This is a genomic window from Streptococcus sp. 11273D007BT (assembly GCF_053547195.1).
Genome location: NZ_JBPWPE010000001.1, coordinates 1834096 through 1858446, shown reverse-complemented (window position 1 = coordinate 1858446; position 24351 = coordinate 1834096). Strand labels below are relative to the sequence as shown.

At 42.4% G+C, this 24351-nt stretch carries 19 protein-coding genes and 1 pseudogene; 18 read left to right on the top strand and 2 right to left on the bottom strand.

The genetic code is table 11. The features are described from left to right. The first annotated feature begins 8 nt into the window (after positions 1–8). The 12 genes and pseudogenes from ACEE75_RS09335 to ACEE75_RS09280 all read left to right on the top strand — a co-directional run bounded on the left by ACEE75_RS09335 (position 9) and on the right by ACEE75_RS09280 (position 17552). On the top strand, positions 9–770 hold the full coding sequence (locus tag ACEE75_RS09335) for a nuclear transport factor 2 family protein (protein ID WP_449164917.1): 762 nt from the start codon (positions 9–11) through the stop codon (positions 768–770). A 119-nt stretch (positions 771–889) separates the two neighbouring features. Further along, positions 890–1339: a DUF3290 domain-containing protein gene (locus ACEE75_RS09330; RefSeq protein WP_449164916.1), complete on the top strand. Its 450-nt coding sequence runs from the start codon at positions 890–892 to the stop codon at positions 1337–1339. A gap of 3 nt (positions 1340–1342) precedes the next feature. Beyond that, entirely contained in the window at positions 1343–1987 is a 645-nt protein-coding gene (locus ACEE75_RS09325; protein WP_449164915.1) for a DUF421 domain-containing protein, read from the top strand. Positions 1988–2456: 469 nt separating this feature from the next. Further along, positions 2457–3221: a hypothetical protein gene (locus ACEE75_RS09320; protein ID WP_449173631.1), complete on the top strand. Its 765-nt coding sequence runs from the start codon at positions 2457–2459 to the stop codon at positions 3219–3221. A gap of 121 nt (positions 3222–3342) precedes the next feature. Beyond that, positions 3343–3774, top strand: coding sequence for an Rrf2 family transcriptional regulator (locus ACEE75_RS09315; protein WP_449164913.1), 432 nt, complete (start codon positions 3343–3345; stop codon positions 3772–3774). Positions 3775–3853: 79 nt separating this feature from the next. Next, complete coding sequence (locus ACEE75_RS09310; RefSeq protein WP_449164912.1) at positions 3854–4855, top strand: NADP-dependent oxidoreductase; 1002 nt, start codon at positions 3854–3856, stop codon at positions 4853–4855. 26 nt (positions 4856–4881) lie between these two features. Beyond that, positions 4882–5727 carry an alpha/beta fold hydrolase gene (locus ACEE75_RS09305; protein WP_449164911.1) on the top strand — a complete coding sequence of 282 codons (846 nt, stop codon included), beginning with the start codon at positions 4882–4884 and terminating at the stop codon, positions 5725–5727. Beyond that, positions 5720–6163 (top strand): annotated as a pseudogene (locus tag ACEE75_RS09300) (SDR family NAD(P)-dependent oxidoreductase); the annotation flags it as partial. The gene ACEE75_RS09305 and the pseudogene ACEE75_RS09300, both read left to right, overlap by 8 nt. Before the next feature lie 91 nt (positions 6164–6254). Next, a complete protein-coding gene (locus ACEE75_RS09295) occupies positions 6255–7076 on the top strand; it encodes an alpha/beta hydrolase (RefSeq protein WP_449164910.1) in 822 nt (273 codons plus the stop codon). A gap of 1 nt (position 7077) precedes the next feature. Further along, entirely contained in the window at positions 7078–7677 is a 600-nt protein-coding gene (locus tag ACEE75_RS09290) for a DUF1349 domain-containing protein (protein WP_449164909.1), read from the top strand. 40 nt (positions 7678–7717) lie between these two features. Further along, entirely contained in the window at positions 7718–7948 is a 231-nt protein-coding gene (locus ACEE75_RS09285) for a helix-turn-helix domain-containing protein (protein WP_449164908.1), read from the top strand. Positions 7949–8207: 259 nt separating this feature from the next. Beyond that, positions 8208–17552 carry an Ig-like domain-containing protein gene (locus tag ACEE75_RS09280; protein WP_449173630.1) on the top strand — a complete coding sequence of 3115 codons (9345 nt, stop codon included), beginning with the start codon at positions 8208–8210 and terminating at the stop codon, positions 17550–17552. Positions 17553–17849: 297 nt separating this feature from the next. Here ACEE75_RS09280 and rnjA read toward each other — a convergent pair whose 3' ends face one another. Next, positions 17850–19532: a ribonuclease J1 gene (gene rnjA / locus ACEE75_RS09275; RefSeq protein WP_354369631.1), complete on the bottom strand. Its 1683-nt coding sequence runs from the start codon at positions 19530–19532 to the stop codon at positions 17850–17852. 1 nt (position 19533) lies between these two features. Further along, positions 19534–19764 (bottom strand): DNA-dependent RNA polymerase subunit epsilon, encoded by a 231-nt coding sequence (locus tag ACEE75_RS09270; RefSeq protein ID WP_354369630.1) that lies wholly within the window; start codon positions 19762–19764, stop codon positions 19534–19536. A 281-nt stretch (positions 19765–20045) separates the two neighbouring features. Between ACEE75_RS09270 and tsaB the strand changes: the two genes are divergently transcribed. The 6 genes from tsaB to ACEE75_RS09240 all read left to right on the top strand — a co-directional run bounded on the left by tsaB (position 20046) and on the right by ACEE75_RS09240 (position 24295). Continuing rightward, positions 20046–20732, top strand: coding sequence for a tRNA (adenosine(37)-N6)-threonylcarbamoyltransferase complex dimerization subunit type 1 TsaB (gene tsaB / locus ACEE75_RS09265; protein WP_447574267.1), 687 nt, complete (start codon positions 20046–20048; stop codon positions 20730–20732). 1 nt (position 20733) lies between these two features. Next, positions 20734–21156 carry a ribosomal protein S18-alanine N-acetyltransferase gene (rimI, locus tag ACEE75_RS09260; RefSeq protein ID WP_447574268.1) on the top strand — a complete coding sequence of 141 codons (423 nt, stop codon included), beginning with the start codon at positions 20734–20736 and terminating at the stop codon, positions 21154–21156. Between the two features lie 3 nt (positions 21157–21159). Next, on the top strand, positions 21160–22176 hold the full coding sequence (gene tsaD, locus ACEE75_RS09255; protein ID WP_354369627.1) for a tRNA (adenosine(37)-N6)-threonylcarbamoyltransferase complex transferase subunit TsaD: 1017 nt from the start codon (positions 21160–21162) through the stop codon (positions 22174–22176). 74 nt (positions 22177–22250) lie between these two features. Then, positions 22251–22943, top strand: coding sequence for an AzlC family ABC transporter permease (locus tag ACEE75_RS09250; protein WP_447574269.1), 693 nt, complete (start codon positions 22251–22253; stop codon positions 22941–22943). After that, entirely contained in the window at positions 22936–23259 is a 324-nt protein-coding gene (locus ACEE75_RS09245) for an AzlD domain-containing protein (RefSeq protein ID WP_354369625.1), read from the top strand. The genes ACEE75_RS09250 and ACEE75_RS09245 overlap by 8 nt, the downstream gene beginning before the upstream one ends. Before the next feature lie 10 nt (positions 23260–23269). Further along, positions 23270–24295 carry a threonine aldolase family protein gene (locus tag ACEE75_RS09240; RefSeq protein WP_447574270.1) on the top strand — a complete coding sequence of 342 codons (1026 nt, stop codon included), beginning with the start codon at positions 23270–23272 and terminating at the stop codon, positions 24293–24295. Positions 24296–24351 lie beyond the last annotated feature (56 nt).

The following is a 24351-nucleotide window of genomic DNA, read 5'->3' as shown; positions in this document are numbered from 1 at the left end:
AGAAAACCATGACTAATCAACTAGAAAATGCTAAAAATCTCTATCTCCGTGGCATTCGCGACGGGGAAATCAAGGAAGTCCATGAAAACTATATGGGAGCTACTTACACCCAGCATAGTACAGGTGTGCCGGATGAGAAGGAGGGCTTTGCGGCTTTCTTTGAGGACTTTTTCAAACGCAATCCCAAGCGGGAAATCAGCATTGTGCGCGCCATTGAAGATGGAAATTTTATCTTCGTCCATGTCCACCAGAAACTCAATGACGGTGAGGCTGAGTGGGTGACGGCGGACATTTTCCGTTCAGATGAAAACGGCCGTATCGTCGAGCATTGGGATGTTATTGATGCTTATCCAAAAACCATTGGCCAAACAGACCCGATTTATGCCGACTTTGAGTTGACAGACCTAGACAAGACTGAGGACAACAAGAAAATCGTCCGTCGTTTCTTGGTTGATGTCCTTCAAAATGGGGAAATTGAGAAGTTTGACGGCTATGTTGTAGCGGACCTGATTCAGCACAACCAAGAGATTTCCCAAGGGGGTGCAGCCTATAAGGATTATCTTGTCGACAATCAAGTCAACTATGACTTTGTCTTCAAGGTGATGGGACAGGGTGACTATGTGGTGGCTTACTCGAAAGTCTGGATTGCAGGTCAGGACTACGCCCACTTTGACATCTATCGCCTCAAAGATGGTAAGATTGTCGAGCACTGGGACAACAAGGAAGTCATGCCAGAGAAAAAAGACTTGACGAATCTAGGGAAGTTTTAGGTGGAAAAAAAGAACGGGCAGAAGTTTTCTGCCTGTTTTCTCTTGTCTCAAGCCTACTTTTTTGATGAAAAAGTATGCTATAATGGAAAAATCATATACGGGAAGGGACTATTAGTTGCATGAACTTTTATGATTTAGATTACATTATTCAGAACCAATCCTTCAATCTCGTTCTACGGTCTATTATACTGATTGGTTTGCTGATTGTGGCGACGGCGACGGTGCTTTGCTATATGCGAAATCGTCTCAACACTCGCTTGCGAGACATCAGTATTGGTATGGTGATTTTAATGTTCATTATCTTGGGTATTCAGATTGAAGACTATATGCAAAATAACCAAGACTTTACACAGTCTCAGGTATTGACACAATTTATCAAAAGTGTCGCCATTGATAATCACGTGTCGGAAAAAGAGGTTTATGTCAATTCAACCACTCTCAAGGACGGCATCATCGTGCGGTACAATGAGGAAGATTACACAGTAAACCTCAACAGTGACACCAATTCCTACACCTTGGTTCGTACGCACGTTATTGATCATAATGTTTATATCAACGGGGAGAAGTAGAATATGGATTTGTATGTATTAGCAGCCTGTAAATTTATTATTGGGATTTTTGTGATGATTTTGCAGATCAATATCCTAGGAAAGTATGAGTTTTCTGCCAACACGCCACTCAATCAAATTCAAAACTATGTCCTCGGTGGGATTATTGGAGGGGTTATTTACAATAGTACCATTTCCCTACTGACTTTTATCATTGTCCTCTTAATCTGGTCCTTGGTGGTCATTGTCGTGAAATTATTGGTCAATCAAAAGTTGATTAAGTCTTTGGTGGTGGGAAATCCTGTCGTTCTGGTGAAGGACGGTCAGGTCAATGTCGAAAATTGTGCCCGTGTCGGTCTGTCGGCTGACCAGCTCATGCTCCATATTCGCATGGCTGGTTTACAGTCAACTAGAGATATTAAAAGTGCCATTATGGAGCCAAACGGTAGCTTGACAATTTTGGACAAACATTCCCAGAATCCCAAGTTTCCTCTTATCAGCAATACCCATATCAACGAAGATGTGTTGGATCTGATTGGTAAAAATCAGGACTGGTTACAAAAACAATTGGAACGGGAAGGCTATCAACTCAAAGATATTTTCCTAGCAGAATACCTTGACGGACAGGTCTATATCACGCCCTATGTAGAGAAGGGATCGGAAAACTAGCAGAAATCACCTGCCAGAATAGAACTCGCTCCTAGCTCTGCTATTTTCCCGAACAATGCCCAAAAGTCTCGAAAAATCCTTGCCAAAAACGTAGGTTTTTAACTCATCCCGTGAGGTGAGAAAGACAACAAGGAAGTCATGTCAGATAAAAAAATTCTTGACCAATCTAGGGAAGTTTTAATTGTAAGTAAAAATCAGAAGTTTTGGGCTTCTGATTTTTTATAACCATTCCTTCACGATGAGGGATAGTGATTTCGGATGCCATCCAGTTCCTGTAAATAGGCTTCTTGTAGTTCTTTGGGGATATGGTAACCATTTAGAAAAAATTACTGGTTTTCTTCATATTAGAATGCGGTTTGAAGGTAGCCTTCTGGTAAACAGAAACCAAATTCAATCTCTTCATGATGCGACGAATCCGACGGCGAGACAAGTTGATTCCTTGTATAAAATCAATGAGGTATTCGTAACGATGTCTAACAATTTTGAAAAAAGATTTTCACTATTCATTTTATTATGGATGCGTCAGGATAAACCGCGTCAAGAGGGAATGGACTACTGGAGTGGCGGGCATGCACAGATTATTGCAGCTTCACCGGGTCTACTAGAATACCGCCAGCAACATTTGAGTGAGACGGAACATAGTTTTTGGCCGAAAGTGACAGGCTTAGAGACGGCTATTCCAGAAGACCGTCGGATTGATGGCATTGCGGAAGTGACCTATCAAAAGTTATTGGCACCAATAGGCGGTCGCCGTCAGACTGCTCTTGCCTTTGAAGATGAGGTCAACGTTTTCCGTCGGACCTTGATGCACATGGGCTTCCCTTATTCATCACGTTGGTACCATACTAGCACTCAGGCCCAAACCCAACTGCGTGATGTCCTTTACTTCCGTCGCAAAGATGGTGTTAATAGCGGCAGCTTCAAAACATTTGTTCAAGATGGACTAGCCAGTCAACTGGCTACAATTTCTGGGGTAACGGAAGTACGGACACAGGTCTATCTTCCTTGGAATAAAGCGACTTGGAATACCCCAAATGTTGCCCATGACAATCCTAAAGAAGACCACCTTCATGCCTCCATCATCCTAGGTTTTGTGGATCAGGCGGCAAGAGAGGCCTTCTATGCCAACCTAGCTCCGCAGTTGAATGCAGAAGTGGTTCAATACGCCTCCGCAGTCCACGCCTATCATATAGATAAAACCTTGCCTTTCGTCCTAAACGGGAAACGCATGTAAGACAAGCGACTTCTTGGTCGAGTGCTTTGTTTTAAAAAAAATAAAGCAAAAGACTTGCCAAGAAGTCTAGCTTATGGTAAACTTGTTCTTGTAAGTGATACAAGAATAGAAAGGAGCGCGAATGGATACAAAGTTTTCAGTAGCCCTTCATATACTGACCATGATCAGTGAGAGTAAGGAAATACTTAGCTCGCAAGCCCTAGCTGAGAGCGTTGGCACCAATGCCAGCTATATCCGCAAGGTGATTGCACTTTTGAAAAATGCAGGCTTAATCACTTCGCACCAAGGGCGATCGGGCTACCAATTGAGCAAGTCCCCTAAGGATATTAGCTTATTGGAAATCTACCTTGCGACGCAAGAAGTGGAGCATATTCGCCTATTTCAGATACACCAGAATGCCAATCTTACTTGTCCAGTTGGGCAGCATATAGAAGGGGCAATGGTTCCCATCTTTTCCTGTGTTGAACAAGAACTGGAAAATCAACTCAGTCGTCAATCCTTAGATAATGTGATTGATAATCTCTATCAATCCGCACAAGAAACCCGAATCTGACCTCGGTCAGATTTTATAAAACCCAACATAGACCTGTAAGTGATACAGGAACAAACTAAAGAATAGAAAAGAGAAGAACATGAAAGCAGCACAACACACAGCTTATAACAAAAACAAGATCACCCTTAACCTTACAGAAATTGCTAAACCACAAATTAAACCCAACCAAGTCCTTGTCAAAGTGACCGCAGCAGGCGTTAACTCATTGGACAACATGATTTCACGTGGAGATGTGAAATTGCTTGTTCCTTACAAATTGCCACAAACAGCTGGAAATGAAGTAGTTGGAATCATCCAAGAAATCGGTGCAACTGTAACCAACTTTGCAGCAGGTGATCGTGTCTTCGGTCGTCTTCCGCTTGATAGTATCGGTGCTTTCGCTGAGTATGTAGCGGTTGACGCTCAAGCTCTTGCTAAGGTTCCTGCCTACTTGACAGATGAAGAAGCGGCTGCTGTTCCTTTGACAGCCTTGACCATCATGCAGGCCCTTGACCTCATGGGTGCTGAGGCAGGTAAGACCATCTTCATTTCTGGCGGAACTGGTGGTGTCGGCGGTATGGCTATTCCGATTGCCAAAGCCAAGGGCTTGACCGTCATTACCAATGGTGATGGGGCAAATGCAGAGCGGGTGTTGTCATTGGGTGCAGATCGGTTTATCGATTACAAGACAGAAGATTACACCAAAACACTTAGCAATGTTGACTATGTCTTGGATACACTTGGTGGTGCAGAAACGGAAAAACAAATGTCCATCATGAAAAAAGGTGGGCAGCTGGTTTCCCTTCGTGCCATGCCAAATGGTGAATTTGCCAAACGTATGAATTTACCAAAATGGAAACAAATCTTGTTTGGCCTAGCTGGTCGTTCATTTGACAAAATGGCTAAGAAATACGGTGTTCACTACCATTTCATTTTCGTAGAGAGCAATGGTCGCCAACTGCAAGAAGTAGCAGACATTTTCAGCAAGCTCGAAATCAAACCGTCTATCGATACCGTTTATCCATTTGAAGAAGTCAACGCCGCACTTGATAAGGTTGCCAACGGTCGTTCACGCGGAAAAACCGTCCTCAGTTTCAACTAAGACAATAAGATATACAAGGAAACATCATGTCATATATTACAACCAAAAACCAATACATCACCGTTTCAAACAATAAAATCGCCTATCGTGAGCTCAGCAAGGGCAAGTCGACCCTTCCTTTGGTCATGCTGGTTCACCTAGCGGCGACCTTGGACAACTGGGATCCAAAATTGCTGGATTTGCTGGCTGAAAAGCACCATGTAATTGTCCTAGACCTTCCTGGCGTGGGAGCTAGTCAAGGCAAGGTTGCTCCGACTATTCCAGGAATGGCTGAGCAGGCTGTTTCTATTATCAAGGCTTTGGGTCATGAGAAAATCAATTTGCTGGGTCTGTCTATGGGTGGTTTCATTGCTCAAGAAATCGTTCGTCTGGATAGTCAGCTGGTCAACCGTTTGATTTTAGCAGGCACAGGTCCTCGTGGTGGTTTTGAAGTCGATAAGGTGACTGGAAAAACCTTCCGCTATATGCTGAAGGCTGGTTTGGAGCGTGTGGATCCGAAACGCTACATCTTCTACAATCATGATGAAGCAGGTCGTCTGGAAGCAGAAAAAGTCTTGGGTCGTATGGGGCAAAGAAGTGCTGCTCATGCAGACAAGGACATGAATGTTCCAGGATTTTTAACCCAGTTGAAAGCTATCAAACGCTGGGGAAGAGAGCCTCAAGATGATATGACCTTTATCACCCAACCAACTTTGATCGTCAACGGTGATAAGGACATGCAGGTTCCAACAGAAAATTCTTACACTATGCACGAGAAGATCAAAAATAGCCAACTGATCATCTATCCAAATGCAGGACACGGCTCGATTTTCCAAAATGCAGAGGATTTTTCGAAAGCCTTACTAGCCTTTTTGGAGGAAACCAATGCCTAAAACCATTTTAATCACAGGATCGACGGATGGAATCGGCAAACACCTAGCCATGAAACTGGCTAGTGAAGGTCATGAAGTGATTTTGCACGGGCGAAATAGCGAAAAGCTCCGTGTAGCCCTCAGTGATATCCAATTAAAAACAGGAAATAAAAAGATTCACGGCTACCTTGCAGATTTTTCCAAGTTAGCAGATGTCTATCGTTTCAGCCAAGAAATTAAACGCGATTTTGAGCAGATTGATGTCTTGTTAAACAATGCGGGTGCTTACTTTGGTGATGCCCGTGTGGCAACGGCAGAAAATATCGAGATGACCTTTATGCTGTCTGTCCAAGTTCCTTATATCTTGACGACGGAATTGCTGCCCTTGCTGGAAAAAGCAGCAGGCAGGGTCATTCATACCTCTTCCTTCATGCACCATTTTGCACAAACCAGAGGTCATTCAATCGTTTATGTACCAGGAGAGTTGACCCAACTCTTACAGTCCCCTTTATGAACCTATCGACGGATCGAAAGAAAATGGTCAGTATTTGAAAAGTGAGATTGCCTATAGTAAGGAATATCCTAACAGTTTTTTAGATATTACCTATCCAGACCAAAATTTTGAAGCTGACCGTCCAACTCTCTTCTATTTCCACGGTGGTGGTTTCTTTGGAGGTAGCAAAAATATGGGGGACCCTCTGGCTGCCAGCCAAGCCACCTATCTCATTGACGATATCGTGTCAAAAGGATATAATGTGGTCAATGTTGACTATGCTCTTGTACCAGACCACCATTTTCCAACACCTGTGATTCAGATGAATCAGGCCATTGCCTACATAAAGGAACACGCTGAAGAATATCATTTGAACATGGACAATGTCGTCTTAATGGGCTCATCCGCAGGTGCTATCATGGTAGCACAATATGGTAGTGTCTTAGCCAACAAGGATTACGCTCAGCTATTGAACATTGAACCAAGTATTGCAAAAGAACATGTCAAGGCTCTAGTCATTGACGACGCTCCCTTAGATTACGCCAAGTTTAGCTTAAGCACGAAGATCTTGGTTGGAAATTATGTTTCAGGAACCATCTATCTAAGTGAGGAAGAAATCAATGTCTATAACCCGATTTCACATGTGAACAAGGACTATCCAGCTAGTTTCCTTCTGGGAAGCGAGTATCGAACAGATATGGTATCGCTCAATAAAGCCTTGAAGCAAGCGGGAGTTGAAAATGAATTGGTCGATCCTTTATCAGAAGAAGGGCTTGAAAAGCCACATGGTTTTGTGGCGAATTTACGAAATGACCCGGTATCTGCGAAAGCATTTGAGCGGATGATAACTTTTATTGACGATAGAACCAAGGAGTAACATGAACACTAAGAATTTTTACTGGGTAAGAGAACCAGAAAACTACCAGATTTCAGACAAGGAAATCAGAATCACAACCCAAGCTCATACGGACTTGTGGCAGAAGACCTACTACCATTTTGTCAATGATAATGCTCCCCTGCTCTTGATGGACACGGAGGAAGAGTATTTTTCCTTTACGGTTAAGACGGATTTTTCCAATAGCCATACTCGTTTTGACCAGTGTGGTGTCGTGGTTTATCAGGATTCGGAAAACTGGATTAAGGGCTCGATTGAGTATGAAAATGAAAATTTTCAGCATTTGGGTAGCGTTGTGACCAATCAGGGCTTTTCAGACTGGGCAACCCAGGAAATTCCTGCTTCTGTCAAGTCAATTTACTACCGTTTGAGCCGCCGGGGCAGTGATTTTTGCATTGAAAACTCCAAAGACGGTATTCATTTTGAGCAAATGCGGATTTGCCACCTGCATCAAGGCAGTGGGAAAATTCGTTTTGGTATCTATGCCTGTTCACCAGAAGACTCATCTTTTGAAGCTGTCTTTACAGAAATGAGTTTGACTGACTGCAAGTGGTTGGCCCACGACGGACAGCAACCAGATTAACATTATAAAGAGAGTTTCTTATTGATGTTATCGTCTAGGTTTGAGTGTGCGTACCTTACAGAGAAATTTGTCAGCTGAAACTACCAGCTTTAAGAAAGAACTACAAGCAGTTCAAAAATCTATGGCTTTCTCTTACCTTAAGATGAATCTCTCAGCTGAAGAAATCTCTAGCCTAGTCGACTATAGCGAGGTCAATGCTTTTAGCCGAGCCTTTAAAAAATGGACAGGCATGACCATAACGGATTATAACAAGAAAAACCATTTCAGCTAATGCACTTGAAAATAAAAACGATCTCCTCACCCAAGGAAATTTGGGCTGAGGCGTTTTTTTATTTAGAAAGGCTTTAGTCTTTGTAAAAATCTGAATATTATCAAAAATTTAAAAATACTGTTATAAAAATTTTATATATCGCTTAGTTTCTATCAAACAAAGTAATATTCAGCAATCAAAATGCTTGCAATATATATATATATATATATAATGGTAATGAGTGGTCAAAATTCAACTCACAAATATTTCGGAGGTATTTATGTATTTTAATCGTCAAGGTAGCCAACAGAAAAATTGGCGTATGATTAAAAAAGGGAAGCAATTCTTATTTGGATGCTCCCTTGTACTTGCCATTGGTGCCGTAGCCAATGTTGCAAGTGCAGATACAGTCACAACAGAACCAACCACAACTTTAGATAATACAGCATCTGTAGGATCAGAGGATGGAACTTTAGTTGAGACAAGCACAGAAGCTGCAACTTCTACTGCAACAAGTGAAGCAAGCTCAACAGTTGCAACTTCTACTGCAGCAACAAGTGAGGCAAGCTCAGAATCCGCAGCTTCCACTGTAGCAACAAGCGAAGCAAGTTCAGAAGCTGCAACTTCTACTGCAACAAGTGAAGCAAGCTCAGAATCTGCTGCATCAACAGCTACAGAAGCAAGCACAGAAGTAGCAGCAGAGACAACAAACCGTACAGCTTATATTGCCTATGAAGTGCAATATACAACTAGCACAGGTGAGGTTGTTGCCAAAACTGCTAACTTAGTGGCAACAGAAACTTCTGAAGAAGTGGCAGAATCGACACTTACAGTAGCTGCAGCAGATATTCCAGCAGGTTACACATTGGCTCAAGGTCAAGCTGCAACCATTACTCAGCAAATCTCAGAGAGCCAAGTTAATATCTTGTCCTTTGCGATTGTTAAAAAATCTGAAGAAGAAGAAATTGCCGAATCTCAATTAGCGGATAAGACTGTTCTTGAGCAAGTTATTTCAGAAGCTATTGTCCTTTCAGATGAAGCTTTGCGCCAAGTCGCAACAACTCAAGCAGGAAATACTGAGTTAGAAGCAGCAGCAACATCAACTCAAGCTACTGTTGACCAAGCCAACCTTGTCCTTGCTGATGCAACAGCAACACAAGAGCAAGTAGATAGCCAAGTTGAAACAGTGAAAGCAAGCACTTTGGCGCTTGCTGATGAAATGCTTAAAGTAGATGAAGATGGGAACTTGACAGTTGCCTTGAATACTACAGGGACAACAATCTCGGCAGAGCGTGGAACTGGTACTGTGGCAAACGTCGTTTCAAACTATGAAATCAGAGATGGTTACGTATACTGGACACATGAGTTTAACAATAATTATGTAAACCGTAACTACTATAATTACTTCTTCACAATACCAAGTTCAGTTGGAGCTATGGAAGATTTAGTTGTTACTCAATATAACACAGATGGATCAGTTCGCTCGACAAGTAATACATGGCCTGATGGTGAGGGTGCTGCAGGGGGAATTGCTGCCAATATTGGTCCTATCGGAAACGGATACTTTGATAAAAAAGGTTTGAATGAAGGACAAGTTAATGCGGTAATTTATAATAATCAAAACCATATTTTAACAGCTATTGATCGTACTGGTTTTGCGGGCTCGGATGCTATTCTAAACAACTCTCAATCTGAGTACTATGTACTGAACTCTAGCCGTCGTACAAATAATACAACTCGCTGGACAGTAACTTATCGTACACCAATCGTAGATGATTCAAAACCATTGGATTATATTGCTGGTGGTGCAGCACAGGTTAAGGCTGATAATGATGATGTTGTTGTTGGTACTTATGGTGCGGTCTTGAAAGAAGACTTGAACATTCAAAATGACTATAAACTAGCTTGGACACAGCAGTCAGTTTCTAGCCGTAACGATGCTGGTTTTGCGTGGAGTGATGATGGTAAGTCAATTATTTACTATTATGATGCGGATGATACAACGTCATTCAACGCTAATGAAATCCTAAAACTTCTAGTTGCTAATCCAGTAGATTCTACTAACCGCACACTAAATGGTGATGAAAAAGAGAAGTTGGAAACAGGTATTGTTAATTCAACAGCTGATAATTACTATGGTACTGGGGATTCTACGGGTGCAGATGGTTTCTACTATAAGGACTACCTTGCATATGAGAATGGAAACCTTGTTCAGTATCTTGATGTTGTTAACCCAACTCACCTTGGTGGTGGTGAGACGATTCCGTTGGATGTTGATAAGACAAATACAACAGATTCAATTACTATTGATGCCAAAAATGGTGCAGGTGAGATTACAATTACAAGTGACGATATCCCATCTGGCAAGCAGTTGGTTAACTCTGTAACACAACGCCAAGTTTATGCGCGCACTCGTATTGTCGCATTGGACTCAACTATTAACTCTGCAACAGATACAAATGTTGTTAACCTTTACTTTGTACCTTATACTGCTAAACCTAACCAAGCTCCAACTATTGATAGCGTTGGTACAGATGGAACACAGTTGAAGACAACCCAAGATACAAACAAGTATCTATTTGTCTTTGGTACAACTGAGGGGACAACTGAAACTGAAACAGGTGCAACTACTGCAGCCCCAGTAGCCAATAAAGACAACGCTACGGCGACAATTACTATGTCAGATGCAGATGGTACGATTGTTAGCGTTTCTTATGATGATGCTAACACCCCAATGACAACACTTGGTAGCAACTTGACACTTGGTACAGATGGTAAATTGGAAGGTTCCTTTGCCCATGCAGCAGGTGGTTCTTACACTCGCCGCGTAATAGTGACAGATGATGATGGTGCAACAGCAACAAGTAATGCTTTCTACACGTATGCTTATACCGATAAAGAAGTCGATACAACTTCAATCGAAAAAGAAGAAGGTACAGCAGTTACTGAAGCAGAGATCTTTGCTAAGTTGGCTATTGCAACAACAAGTGATGCTTTCCCTAACACTGGTAATAATGTTCCAACAGTGCCAGATACAGAGTACACTCGTACAGTCGTTGGTTACCGTGCTGTGGGAAGTACAGATGTTACAGAGGCAACTGTCGACACACTTCCAACAACTGGTGAGTATGAAGTAAGAGTACAAACTCGTAACATTTACGGTCAAGATATCTATAACTGGATTACCGTTTCATATTCTGACACAGTTGCTCCAGAAACCCCATCAGTAGAAGCTAATGAAGATGGTACAGTAACCGTAACACCATCACAAACAGCTGGTGATGATACTAAGACGACAGACATCACTTATACTGATGAAACAGGTACATCTCAAACAGTAACTGTTACTAAAGCAGATGATGGCACATGGTCCGTTCCAGCGGATTCAGGTGTCACTGTAGATCCTACTACAGGTGCAGTCACAATTCCAGCAGATAAAGTTCAAGATGGTTCAACAGTTTCTGCCACATCAACTGATGAAGCAGGCAACACATCAAACCCAGCAACAGACACAGCTAAGAACAATCCAGACACAACAGCACCAGAATCTCCATCAGTAGTAGCTAACGAAGATGGCTCAGTCACTGTAACACCATCAACCACAGCCGGTGATGATACTAAGACCGTTGACATCACTTACACTGATGAAAATGGAACAGAACAAACAGTAACTGTTACTAAAGAAGATGATGGCACGTGGTCCGTACCAGCAGATTCAGGTGTCACTGTAGATCCTACTACAGGTGCAGTCACAATTCCAGCTGATAAGGTTCAAGATGGCTCAACTGTTTCTGCCACATCAACTGATGAAGCAGGCAACACCTCAAACCCAGCAACAGACACTGCTAAGAACAATCCAGATACAACAGCACCAGAATCTCCATCAGTAGTAGCTAACGAAGATGGCTCAGTCACTGTAACTCCATCAACCACAGCTGGTGATGATACTAAGACCGTTGACATCACTTACACTGATGAAAATGGAACAGAACAAACAGTAACTGTTACTAAAGAAGATGATGGCACATGGACAGTACCAGCAGATTCAGGTGTCACTGTAGATCCTACTACAGGCGCAGTCACAATTCCAGCAGATAAAGTTCAAGATGGTTCAACAGTTTCTGCCACATCAACTGATGAAGCAGGCAACACATCAAGCCCAGCAACAGACACTGCTAAGAACAATCCAGACACAACAGCGCCAGAATCTCCATCAGTAGTAGCCAACGAAGATGGCTCAGTCACTGTAACTCCATCAACCACAGCTGGTGATGATACTAAGACCGTTGACATCACATACACTGATGAAAATGGAACAGAACAAACAGTAACTGTTACTAAAGCAGATGATGGCACATGGACAGTACCAGCAGATTCAGGTGTCACTGTAGATCCTACTACAGGCGCAGTCACAATTCCAGCAGATAAAGTTCAAGATGGTTCAACAGTTTCTGCCACATCAACTGATGAAGCAGGCAACACATCAAACCCAGCAACAGACACTGCTAAGAATAATCCAGATACAACAGCACCAGAAGTACCATCAGTAGTAGCTAACGAAGATGGCTCAGTCACTGTAACTCCATCAACCACAGCTGGTGATGATACTAAGACCGTTGACATCACTTACACTGATGAAAATGGAACAGAACAAACAGTAACTGTTACTAAAGAAGATGATGGTACATGGTCCGTTCCAGCAGATTCAGGTGTCACTGTAGATCCTACTACAGGCGCAGTCACAATTCCAGCAGATAAAGTTCAAGATGGTTCAACAGTTTCTGCCACATCAACTGATGAAGCAGGCAACACCTCAAACCCAGCAACAGACACTGCTAAGAACAATCCAGACACAACAGCACCAGAAGCACCAGTTGTTAATGCACCAAAAGCAGGTGACACAACTGTAACAGGTACAGCTGAACCAGGCTCAACAGTCACTGTAACCTTCCCAGATGGTTCAACTGTAACAACAACTGCAGATGAAGACGGTAACTACACAGTTGACGTCCCAGCAGGTGTTGAGCTTAAAGAAGGCGACAAAGTCACTGCGACAGCTACAGATGAAGCAGGTAACGTCTCAGAACCAACAGAAGCTACAACGACAGCTAACCCATCAGATGCGGATGAGAACACCCCAAATACTCCAGCCGTAACGCCAGTTGAAGATACAAACAACTTGACTGATGATGAGAAAGCTAAAGTTAAAGAAGAAGTTGAGAAAGCTAATCCAGACCTTCCAACAGGAACAGAAGTCACAGTTGGTAACGACGGAACAGTAACCATCACTTACCCAGATGGCTCAGTTGATACAATCCCAGGTACTGATACAGTAACGCCAATTACAGACACAACAGCACCAGAAGCACCAGTTGTTAACGCACCAAAAGCAGGTGACACAACTGTAACAGGTACAGCTGAACCAGGCTCAACTGTCACTGTAACCTTCCCAGATGGTTCAACTGTAACAACAACTGCAGATGAAGACGGTAACTACACAGTTGACGTCCCAGCAGGTGTTGAGCTTAAAGAAGGCGACAAAGTCACTGCGACAGCTACAGATGAAGCAGGTAACGTCTCAGAACCAACAGAAGCTACAACGACAGCTAACCCATCAGATGCGGATGAGAACACCCCAAATACTCCAGCCGTAACGCCAGTTGAAGATACAAACAACTTGACTGATGATGAGAAAGCTAAAGTTAAAGAAGAAGTTGAGAAAGCTAATCCAGACCTTCCAACAGGAACAGAAGTCACAGTTGGTAACGACGGAACAGTAACCATCACTTACCCAGATGGATCAGTTGATACAATCTCAGGTACTGATACAGTAACGCCAATTACAGACACAACAGCACCAGAAGCACCAGTTGTTAACACACCAAAAGCAGGTGACACAACAGTAACTGGTACAGCTGAACCAGGCTCAACAGTCACTGTAACCTTCCCAGATGGTTCAACTGTAACAACAACTGCAGATGAAGACGGTAACTACACCGTTGACGTCCCAGCAGGTGTTGAGCTTAAAGAAGGCGACAAAGTCACTGCGACAGCTACTGATGAAGCAGGTAACGTCTCAGAACCAACAGAAGCTACAACGACAGCTAACCCATCAGATGCGGATGAGAACACCCCAAATACTCCAGCCGTAACGCCAGTTGAAGATACAAATAACTTGACTGATGATGAGAAAGCTAAAGTTAAAGAAGAAGTTGAGAAAGCTAATCCAGACCTTCCAACAGGAACAGAAGTCACAGTTGGTAACGACGGAACAGTAACCATCACTTACCCAGATGGCTCAGTTGATACAATCCCAGGTACTGATACAGTAACGCCAATTACAGACACAACAGCACCAGAAGCACCAGTTGTTAACGCACCAAAAGCAGGTGACACAACTGTAACAGGTACAGCTGAACCAGGCTCAACAGTCACTGTAACCTTCCCAGATGGTTCAACTGTAACAACAACTGCAGATGAAGACGGTAACTACACCGTTGACGTCCCAGCAGGTGTTGAGCTTAAAGAAGGCGACAAAGTCACTGCGACAGCTACAGATGAAGCAGGTAACGTCTCAGAACCAACAGAAGCTACAACGACAGCTAACCCATCAGATGCGGATGAGAACACCCCAAATACTCCAGCCGTAACCCCAGTTGAAGATACAAATAACTTGACTGATGATGAGAAAGCTAAAGTTAAAGAAGAAGTTGAGAAAGCTAATCCAGACCTTCCAACAGGAACAGAAGTCACAGTTGGTAACGACGGAACAGTAACCATCACTTACCCAGATGGATCAGTTGATACAATCCCAGGTACTGATACAGTAACGCCAATTACAGATACAACAGCACCAGAAGCACCAGTTGTTAACGCACCAAAAGCAGGTGACACAACAGTAACTGGTACAGCTGAACCAGGCTCAACAGTCACTGTAACCTTCCCAGACGGTTCAACTGTAACAACAACTGCAGATGAAGACGGTAACTACACAGTTGACGTCCCAGCAGGTGTTGAGCTTAAAGAAGGCGACAAAGTCACTGCGACAGCTACAGATGAAGCAGGTAATACATCAACACCAACAGAAACTACAACAACAGCTAACCCATCAGATGCGGATGAGAACACACCAAACGTTCCAGCTGTAACACCAGTTGAAGATCCAAACAACTTGACTGATGAAGAAAAAGCTAAAGTTAAAGAAGAAGTTGAGAAAGCTAATCCAGACCTTCCAACAGGAACAGAAGTCACAGTTGGTAACGACGGAACAGTAACCATCACTTACCCAGATGGATCAGTTGATACAATCTCAGGTACTGATACAGTAACGCCAATTACAGACACAACAGCACCAGAAGCACCAGTTGTTAACGCACCAAAAGCAGGTGATACAACTGTAACAGGTACAGCTGAACCAGGCTCAACTGTCACTGTAACCTTCCCAGACGGTTCAACTGTAACAACAACTGCAGATGAAGACGGTAACTACACCGTTGACGTCCCAGCAGGTGTTGAGCTTAAAGAAGGCGACAAAGTCACTGCGACAGCTACTGATGAGGCAGGTAACGTCTCAGAACCAACAGAAGCTACAACGACAGCTAACCCATCAGATGCGGATGAGAACACCCCAAATACTCCAGCCGTAACGCCAGTTGAAGATACAAACAACTTGACTGATGATGAGAAAGCTAAAGTTAAAGAAGAAGTTGAGAAAGCTAATCCAGACCTTCCAACAGGAACAGAAGTCACAGTTGGTAACGACGGAACAGTAACCATCACTTACCCAGATGGCTCAGTTGATACAATCCCAGGTACTGATACAGTAACGCCAATTACAGACACAACAGCACCAGAAGCACCAGTTGTTAACGCACCAAAAGCAGGTGACACAACTGTAACAGGTACAGCTGAACCAGGCTCAACTGTCACTGTAACCTTCCCAGATGGTTCAACTGTAACAACAACTGCAGATGAAGACGGTAACTACACAGTTGACGTCCCAGCAGGTGTTGAGCTTAAAGAAGGCGACAAAGTCACTGCGACAGCTACAGATGAAGCAGGTAACGTCTCAGAACCAACAGAAGCTACAACGACAGCTAACCCATCAGATGCGGATGAGAACACCCCAAATACTCCAGCCGTAACGCCAGTTGAAGATACAAACAACTTGACTGATGATGAGAAAGCTAAAGTTAAAGAAGAAGTTGAGAAAGCTAATCCAGACCTTCCAACAGGAACAGAAGTCACAGTTGGTAACGACGGAACAGTAACCATCACTTACCCAGATGGCTCAGTTGATACAATCCCAGGTACTGATACAGTAACGCCAATTACAGACACAACAGCACCAGAAGCACCAGTTGTTAACGCACCAAAAGCAGGTGACACAACTGTAACAGGTACAGCTGAACCAGGCTCAACTGTCACTGTAACCTTCCCAGATGGTTCAACTGTAACAACAACTGCAGATGAAGACGGTAACTACACAGTTGACGTCCCAGCAGGTGTTGAGCTTAAAGAAGGCGACAAAGTCACTGCGACAGCTACAGATGAAGCAGGTAACGTCTCAGAACCAACAGAAGCTACAACGACAGCTAACCCATCAGATGCGGATGAGAACACCCCAAATACTCCAGCCGTAACGCCAGTTGAAGATACAAACAACTTGACTGATGATGAGAAAGCTAAAGTTAAAGAAGAAGTTGAGAAAGCTAATCCAGACCTTCCAACAGGAACAGAAGTCACAGTTGGTAACGACGGAACAGTAACCATCACTTACCCAGATGGATCAGTTGATACAATCCCAGGTACTGATACAGTAACGCCAATTACAGATACAACAGCACCAGAAGCACCAGTTGTTAACGCACCAAAAGCAGGTGACACAACAGTAACTGGTACAGCTGAACCAGGCTCAACAGTCACTGTAACCTTCCCAGATGGTTCAACTGTAACAACAACTGCAGATGAAGACGGTAACTACACAGTTGACGTCCCAGCAGGTGTTGAGCTTAAAGAAGGCGACAAAGTCACTGCGACAGCTACAGATGAAGCAGGTAATACATCAACACCAACTGAAGTAACGGTTCCAGATACAACAGCACCAGTAGCTCCAGAGGTTACAGATGATGGTAATGGTAATATCGTTGTGACCCCTTCTGATGATGCAACAGAACTTGTGATTACTTATGTTGATCAAGATGGTAATACACAAACTGTTGTTGTTAAGAAAGGTGAAGATGGTAAATGGACAACTGATAACACAGTAGTATTTGTTAACCCAGAAACAGGACAAGTTATTATTCCTGGAGATGTTATCAAGGCTAACACAGTTGTTACAGCTTACACTAAAGATGCCGCAGGTAATGTTTCAGAATTAACAGAAGCAGACATTATTGAAGTAATTGATGAAGAAGTGGCAGTTCAAACTGGTAAGAAAGCCGTTTCTGCTACACGTGGTATCACCATTCAATCTGATGCTTCAACAAGCAATCAATTCGAAGCAAAAGGTAAACAATTACCTAACACTGGTGAAGAAGATACCACATCAGCCGTTGCACTAGGTGCTAGCATGATTCTTGCTTCGCTTGGACTTGTAGCAAAACGTCGTCGTAAAGAAGATTAATAGCCAATCCCTTTTCATAAGCTCAATTAAGAGTCTTTACCATTCTTTGTCATAAAAAGCTTGTCTAACATTGATATTTCAAAGATGATGAAAAGAGATCGCTCTTATGACTTCGTATGACGAGAGCATTATTAAAACAAGAGGCCTAGATAGGTCTCTTGTTTTTAGTTTATGTTGGATTTGTTAGCTTATAAGATATAGAGATAAAATAAAGGCTAGCCATGGACAGGTATGACCACGATGGATTATAAAAAGAAAAACCATTTCAGCTAATATAGCTAGCCGAAATGGTTTTTTCTATTTGTGATCAGGTGTTAGTACCATAGGAATAATAATGGGCTCACGCTCAGTTTTTTCATAAAGAAAAGGACGAAGAGCATTGACAATTGCACCATTAACAGATTGGATACTAGCATCTTTATTTTTTAAGGCAATGCGGATGGCATTAAAAAGGATACGTTGGCTTTCACGGATCAGATCACCTGATTCGCGCATATAGATGAAGCCACGACTTAACAAGTCTGGTCCAGCTAAAATCATCTTAGAGTTGAAGTCAACTGTAGCTACTGCTAAGACGACACCATCCTCAGCTAGATCACGGCGATCACGAAGGACAGCAGCACCGATTTCTCCGATGCGATTACCGTCAACATAGACATCTTGAGCGTTAAACTTACCAGAAATGCGAGCGGAATCCTTTGTTAAAGCAAGGACATCACCATTTTCCATGATAAAGATATTATCTTTTTCAACCCCAGTATCTACTGCTAGACCAGCATGAACTTTTTGCATACGGTATTCACCGTGAACAGGCATAAAGTACTTGGGTTTCATTAAACGGAGCATTAATTTTTGTTCTTGTTGTCCACCGTGTCCAGAGGTATGGATGTTGTTGATTTTACCATGAATCACATCCACCCCAGCTTCCTGGATCGTGTTAATCAATTTATTGACACTTGTCGTATTACCTGGAATTGGGCTAGATGAGAAAATAACGGTATCACCAGGCTGTAAAGTGACTTGACGGTGGGTACCGTTAGCGATACGAGCCAGAGCAGCCATTGACTCCCCTTGGCTTCCTGTACACATGATGAGAATTTCAGAAGCATGGTAGTCTTTAATTTCATTAGGTTCGATAAAGGTCCCCTTTGGAACCTTGATGTAGCCAAGCTCAATACCATTAACAATAGCTTTTTCCATCGAGCGTCCAAAGACTGCGATTTTACGTCCTGTTTTCACAGCAGCCTCAGCGGCCTGTTGCAGACGGAAAATGTTTGAGGCAAAAGAGGCGAAAATGATACGCCCATGAATGCCTTCAATAATTTTCATGATGGACTGACCAACAACTTTTTCAGAATTAGTAAAAGTTGGCACTTCTGCATTGGTTGAGTCTGACAAGAGACAAAGGACACCCTCCTCACCAAGAGCAGCCATACGATGTAGATCTGCGGGCTCACCAACTGGTGTAAAGTCAAACTTAAAGTCACCTGTACAAACCACACGACCTTGAGGCGTGTGAATAACAATTCCTAAAGGCTCTGGGATAGAGTGGGTTGTCCGAAAGAAAGTAACACTGAGATTTTTGAAGGTTAACTCTGTGTTGTGGTTGATTTCATGCATCTTAGCATCACGCAGTAAACCATGCTCTTCGAGTTTTCCCTTGATTAAAGCTAGCGCTAGAGGACCTGCATAGATTGGGATATTAGCTTGTTTGAGAAGAAAAGGGATACCACCAATATGGTCTTCGTGCCCGTGAGTAATCACAAGTGCTTTGACACGATCGATATTTTCAACAATGTAAGAATAATCGGGGATAACATAGTCAATCCCTAAGAGATCATCCTCAGGAAACTTAATCCCAGCATCAACAATAATAATTTCATCTTGGTATTCAATACCGTAAGTGTTCTTACCAATCTCACCAAGGCCACCGATGGCATAAACCCCAACTTCTTCGGGTTTTAAATTGATATTTGACATCTTACAACTCCGTTAATTCAAAGACACCTGTTTCTTTTTCATATTCAAGGTGTTTGTCAGATAATAACTCAACAAACTCAATATTATAGTCTGTTTTGTCCTCAACAAGTTTACGCGCAATAATACGTCCTTCAAGTTCAGTTGAAGCTTCCACCTCTACATAGAGGGCTTTGGTTTGTTCACGTTTTGGGCTACGGTCTTTGCGTTCTTGATAAAATACTTTATAAATCATGAGATTTCCTTTCTGGTTTTGAATGGGTTAAGCCCATCTGAATTGAACTAATAAAAAGAGAGTGGGCCAAATGTGACTTGCAAAAGCGTCAGACTCCCACCCCAAGATTGGTTTACTACCTTTTTTAAAAGATGATAGCAGATGACCACTGGGTTAAGTGACTGTTAAATAGCCACCTCATATTCAATTGTTATAGTGTAATGGATTTAACCTTGATTCGTTGCAATTATCACAATTATATCATACAATAAAGGATAGAATCAAGTGAGGACAGTTAAGAAATGAAAGTTTTATCCTTTGATACATCAAGTCAAGCGCTCTCTTTAGCCTTGTTAGAAGATGAGCAATTACAAGGGGAGCTAACCCTTAATGTTAAAAAAAATCATAGTATCAGCCTCATGCCAAGCATTGATTTTTTGATGCAACAAGTGGGCTGGCAACCAAGTGATTTGGACCGTATCGCTGTGGCACAAGGTCCAGGTTCTTACACAGGCTTGCGTGTTGCAGTAGCAACTGCTAAGACATTAGCCTACAGTTTAAAGATTGATCTAGTAGGGCTGTCTAGCCTACAAGCTATTGCTTTAAATCACCCTAGCTCACATCTGGTGGTGCCAGTGATGGATGCTCGTAGAAATAATGTTTATGCTGGTTTTTATGAAAAAGGCAGAGCGATCAAGCCAGATTGTCATGCTAGCTTTGAGCAAGTTTTAGAAGCCGTCAAAGACTACGAAAAGGTCAGCTTTGTTGGTGAGGTTGGCAATTTTTCTGATCAGATTAAAAATGCTCTCCCAAAAGCAGAGATTACTCCAGTTCTTCCAAGTGCCTACGAGATAGGGAAAGTTTCCTTGTCGCTAGATCCTGTCGCTATTGATGCTTTTGTGCCAGAATACTTGAAAAAAGTAGAAGCTGAGGAAAATTGGTTAAAAACAAATCAAGAAACAGACACAGATTACATTAAGCGAGTTTGAGATGCTGGAAGAAAAAAGAGAAGATTTAGCCCAGTCAGTTTATGCTATTTTAGAAGACGTTTACATACAGTCGCCTTGGACTTACCAACAAGTCTTGACGGACTTATCCCAGCCTCAAGCAGAGTATTTTTATGTGTACGAAGACGGAGAAATGGTAGGCTTTTTATCCCTTCAACATCTGGTGGGGGAGTGTGAGCTGACGAATATTGCCGTTAAAAAATCCCACCAATCCAAAGGATTTGGGGAACGTTTGATGACTTTTTTAGTCGATCTTGGTGTGCCTGTTTTTCTAGAAGTTAGAGAGAGTAACCGCTCTGCCCAAACCTTGTATGCTAAATTTGGTTTTGAAGTAGTTGGTAAGCGAAAAAACTATTATCAAGCACCATCAGAAGATGCCATTCTAATGAAAAGAGATAGGGGATAAAAAATGACAACAGATCAATATATTTTAGCTATTGAGTCTTCCTGTGATGAGACCAGTGTAGCTGTATTAAAAAATGGTAAGGAACTATTATCTAATATCATTGCTAGTCAAGTGGAGAGCCATAAGCGTTTTGGTGGTGTCGTCCCTGAGGTAGCCAGTCGTCATCATGTGGAGGTTATTACGACTTGTATTGAGGATGCCTTATCAGAAGCAGGGGTTGTAGCCAGTGACTTAGATGCAGTTGCGGTTACCTACGGACCAGGTTTAGTGGGAGCGCTCTTGGTTGGAATGGCAGCAGCTAAGGCATTTGCTTGGGCACATGGCTTACCCTTAATTCCAGTCAATCATATGGCAGGTCACCTAATGGCAGCAAGAGAAGTTGAGGAGCTAGAGTATCCTTTACTCGCTTTATTGGTGTCAGGAGGACACACAGAGCTTGTTTATGTGACAGCACCTGGAGAGTACCATATTGTTGGAGAAACGCGAGATGATGCTGTTGGTGAAGCTTATGATAAGGTTGGTCGTGTTATGGGGCTGACCTATCCTGCTGGACGTGAGATTGATGAGTTAGCCCATAAAGGACAGGATGTTTATCAGTTTCCTCGTGCTATGATTAAAGAAGACCACCTAGAGTTTTCTTTCTCAGGTTTGAAGTCTGCCTTCATCAATCTGCATCATAATGCTCAGCAAAAAGGTGAGGATTTGGTATTGGAGGATCTTTGTGCCTCGTTTCAAGCAGCTGTTTTAGACATTCTTTTGGCTAAGACGAAAAAAGCGCTAGAGCGCTACCCTGTTAATACATTAGTGGTTGCAGGTGGCGTCGCTGCCAATCAAGGCTTACGAGAACGCTTAGCAGAGGAGATAAGGGATGTTAAGGTCATCATTCCTCCTTTACGACTTTGCGGGGACAATGCTGGTATGATTGCTTATGCAGCAGCAGTAGAGTATGATAAGGGCAATTTTGCCTCCTTAGACCTTAATGCCAAGCCGAGTTTGGCATTTGACTATTTAGAAAACTAAGTCCATAAGCACCCTTGCTATATTGCCAAGGGTGTTTTATAATAGGGCAATCACTAACTGTACAAGGAGTTTTTATGTTTAAAGAAATGCAGCTTGGGGCAAAAGCGGCAACTCCAACTGTTTTGGGTTATCTCTCTATTGGCTTAGCCTGTGGAATAGTAGGGAGTAAAGCTGGATTATCCCCATTTGAGATGGGGCTCATGTGTTTACTGGTTTACTCAGGGAGTGGGCAATTTGTTTTATGTGCCATGCTTCTGACCAAGGCACCTTTATCCACCATTGCCATGACGGTATTTTTGATTAATATTAGGCACTTTTTGATGAATCTTCATGTGTCCACAATTTTTCCACAAGCTAAGCTATATCAACAAGTGCTGATTGGCTCCTTTATGACTGATGAGAGTTATGGGGTCTTATTGGGACATCGTTTGGAGCAAAAAGTTATCTCTCCTTTTTGGATGTATGGGAATAACTTTGCAGGCTACTTGTCTTGGTTTTTGGCAACGGTTGTAGGGACTATCTTAGGAGGTTTAATTCCAAATCCAGATCGTTTTGGGATTGACTTTGCTTTAGTTGCTATGTTTGTAGCTATTTTGGTTAATCAACTCGAAGGGATGATTAGGCGTATCTCGGTGAAAAAAGTCGCTTGGATTTTGCTAAGTGTTTTTATTTCCTATTTTATATTAGCTATTATTGTGAGTGAGTCTTTGGCGGTTTTAGGTGCCACCCTTTTAGGATGTTTTGTGGGGGTAATGATCAATGATTAGTGCATATGTTTTTTGGGCCATTTTTTTAGCAGCCTTGGTCACATGGATTCCTCGTATTTTGCCTTATTTCTTAGTGAAATTGGCTAAATTACCGGATAAGGTTGTTCAGTTTCTAAGCTACTTGCCGATTACCATCATCTTTGCCTTGATTTTATCTAGTATTTTCACAGAGGAAGTTACTCAGCTACCTCGCTTAAAATGGGTTGAGTTTTTAGCTGTTTTACCGACTTTTTTTGTTGTTGCTAAGACGAAAAATGTGATGTTGGCTGTAGCAGTTGGGATTATCTGTGTTGCATTTTTGCGTTTTGTCATGTAAGGAGGATAGAATGTTACATTTTGAAAATGACTACAATGAAGGCTGTCACCCCAAACTTTTAGCAGCCTTGGTCAAAAGTAATGAGGAAAACCTATCAGGCTATGGTACAGATAGCTATACGCAGTCTGCTATCGAAAAGATTAGAGAGGCTTGTCAGTTAGATGAGGCGGAGGTTGTTTTTCTGACAGGAGGAACACAGACTAATCAAGTTGCGATTGCCAGCTTATTGCAGTCTTATGAAGGCGTTATTGCAGCAGAGACAGGGCATATTGCCTTGCATGAAGCTGGTGCTATTGAATATACGGGACACAAAGTTCTAACGCTACCCCACCAAGATGGCAAGCTATCAGCAAAAGCTGTAGCTGATTACCTGGAAACCTTTTATGCAGATGGTAACCACAGCCACATGGTTTATCCTGGGATGGTTTATATTTCCCATCCGACCGAATATGGAACACTCTATAGCCAGCAAGAGTTAGAAGATTTATCTCGAATTTGTCACGATTATCAGATTCCTCTCTTTTTAGATGGTGCACGTCTAGGCTATGGTTTAGCTGCCAAGGAGACAGATCTTGATTTACCTACAATTGCAAGACTCTGCTCAGCTTTTTATATCGGTGGCACAAAAATGGGAGCTCTAGCAGGTGAAGCCTTGGTCTTTACCAAAAAGAACATGCCAAAGCACTTTATGACCATTGTCAAACAACACGGTGCCTTGTTAGCTAAGGGACGTTTATATGGGATTCAGTTTGATCAGTTTTTTACAGACAATCTCTATGTGAAGATCGGAGAAAAAGCCTTAGCCTTAGCAGAAGAATTAAAAGCTATTTTAAAAGAAAAAGGTTATCGTTTTTATTTAGAATCTCCGACAAATCAGCAATTTATTATTGTTGAAAATAGCCAGCTAGATTCACTTTCTCAAAAAATCGCTTATAGCTTTTGGGAAAAGTATGATGATAACCATACAGTCATTCGTCTAGCAACCAGCTGGTCAACGACAGATGACGATATAAAAGCATTACGAAACATACTATAGCATAAAAACGAGGCTAGACCATAGTATTGGTCTAGCCTTGCTTATTGTCTATTGGA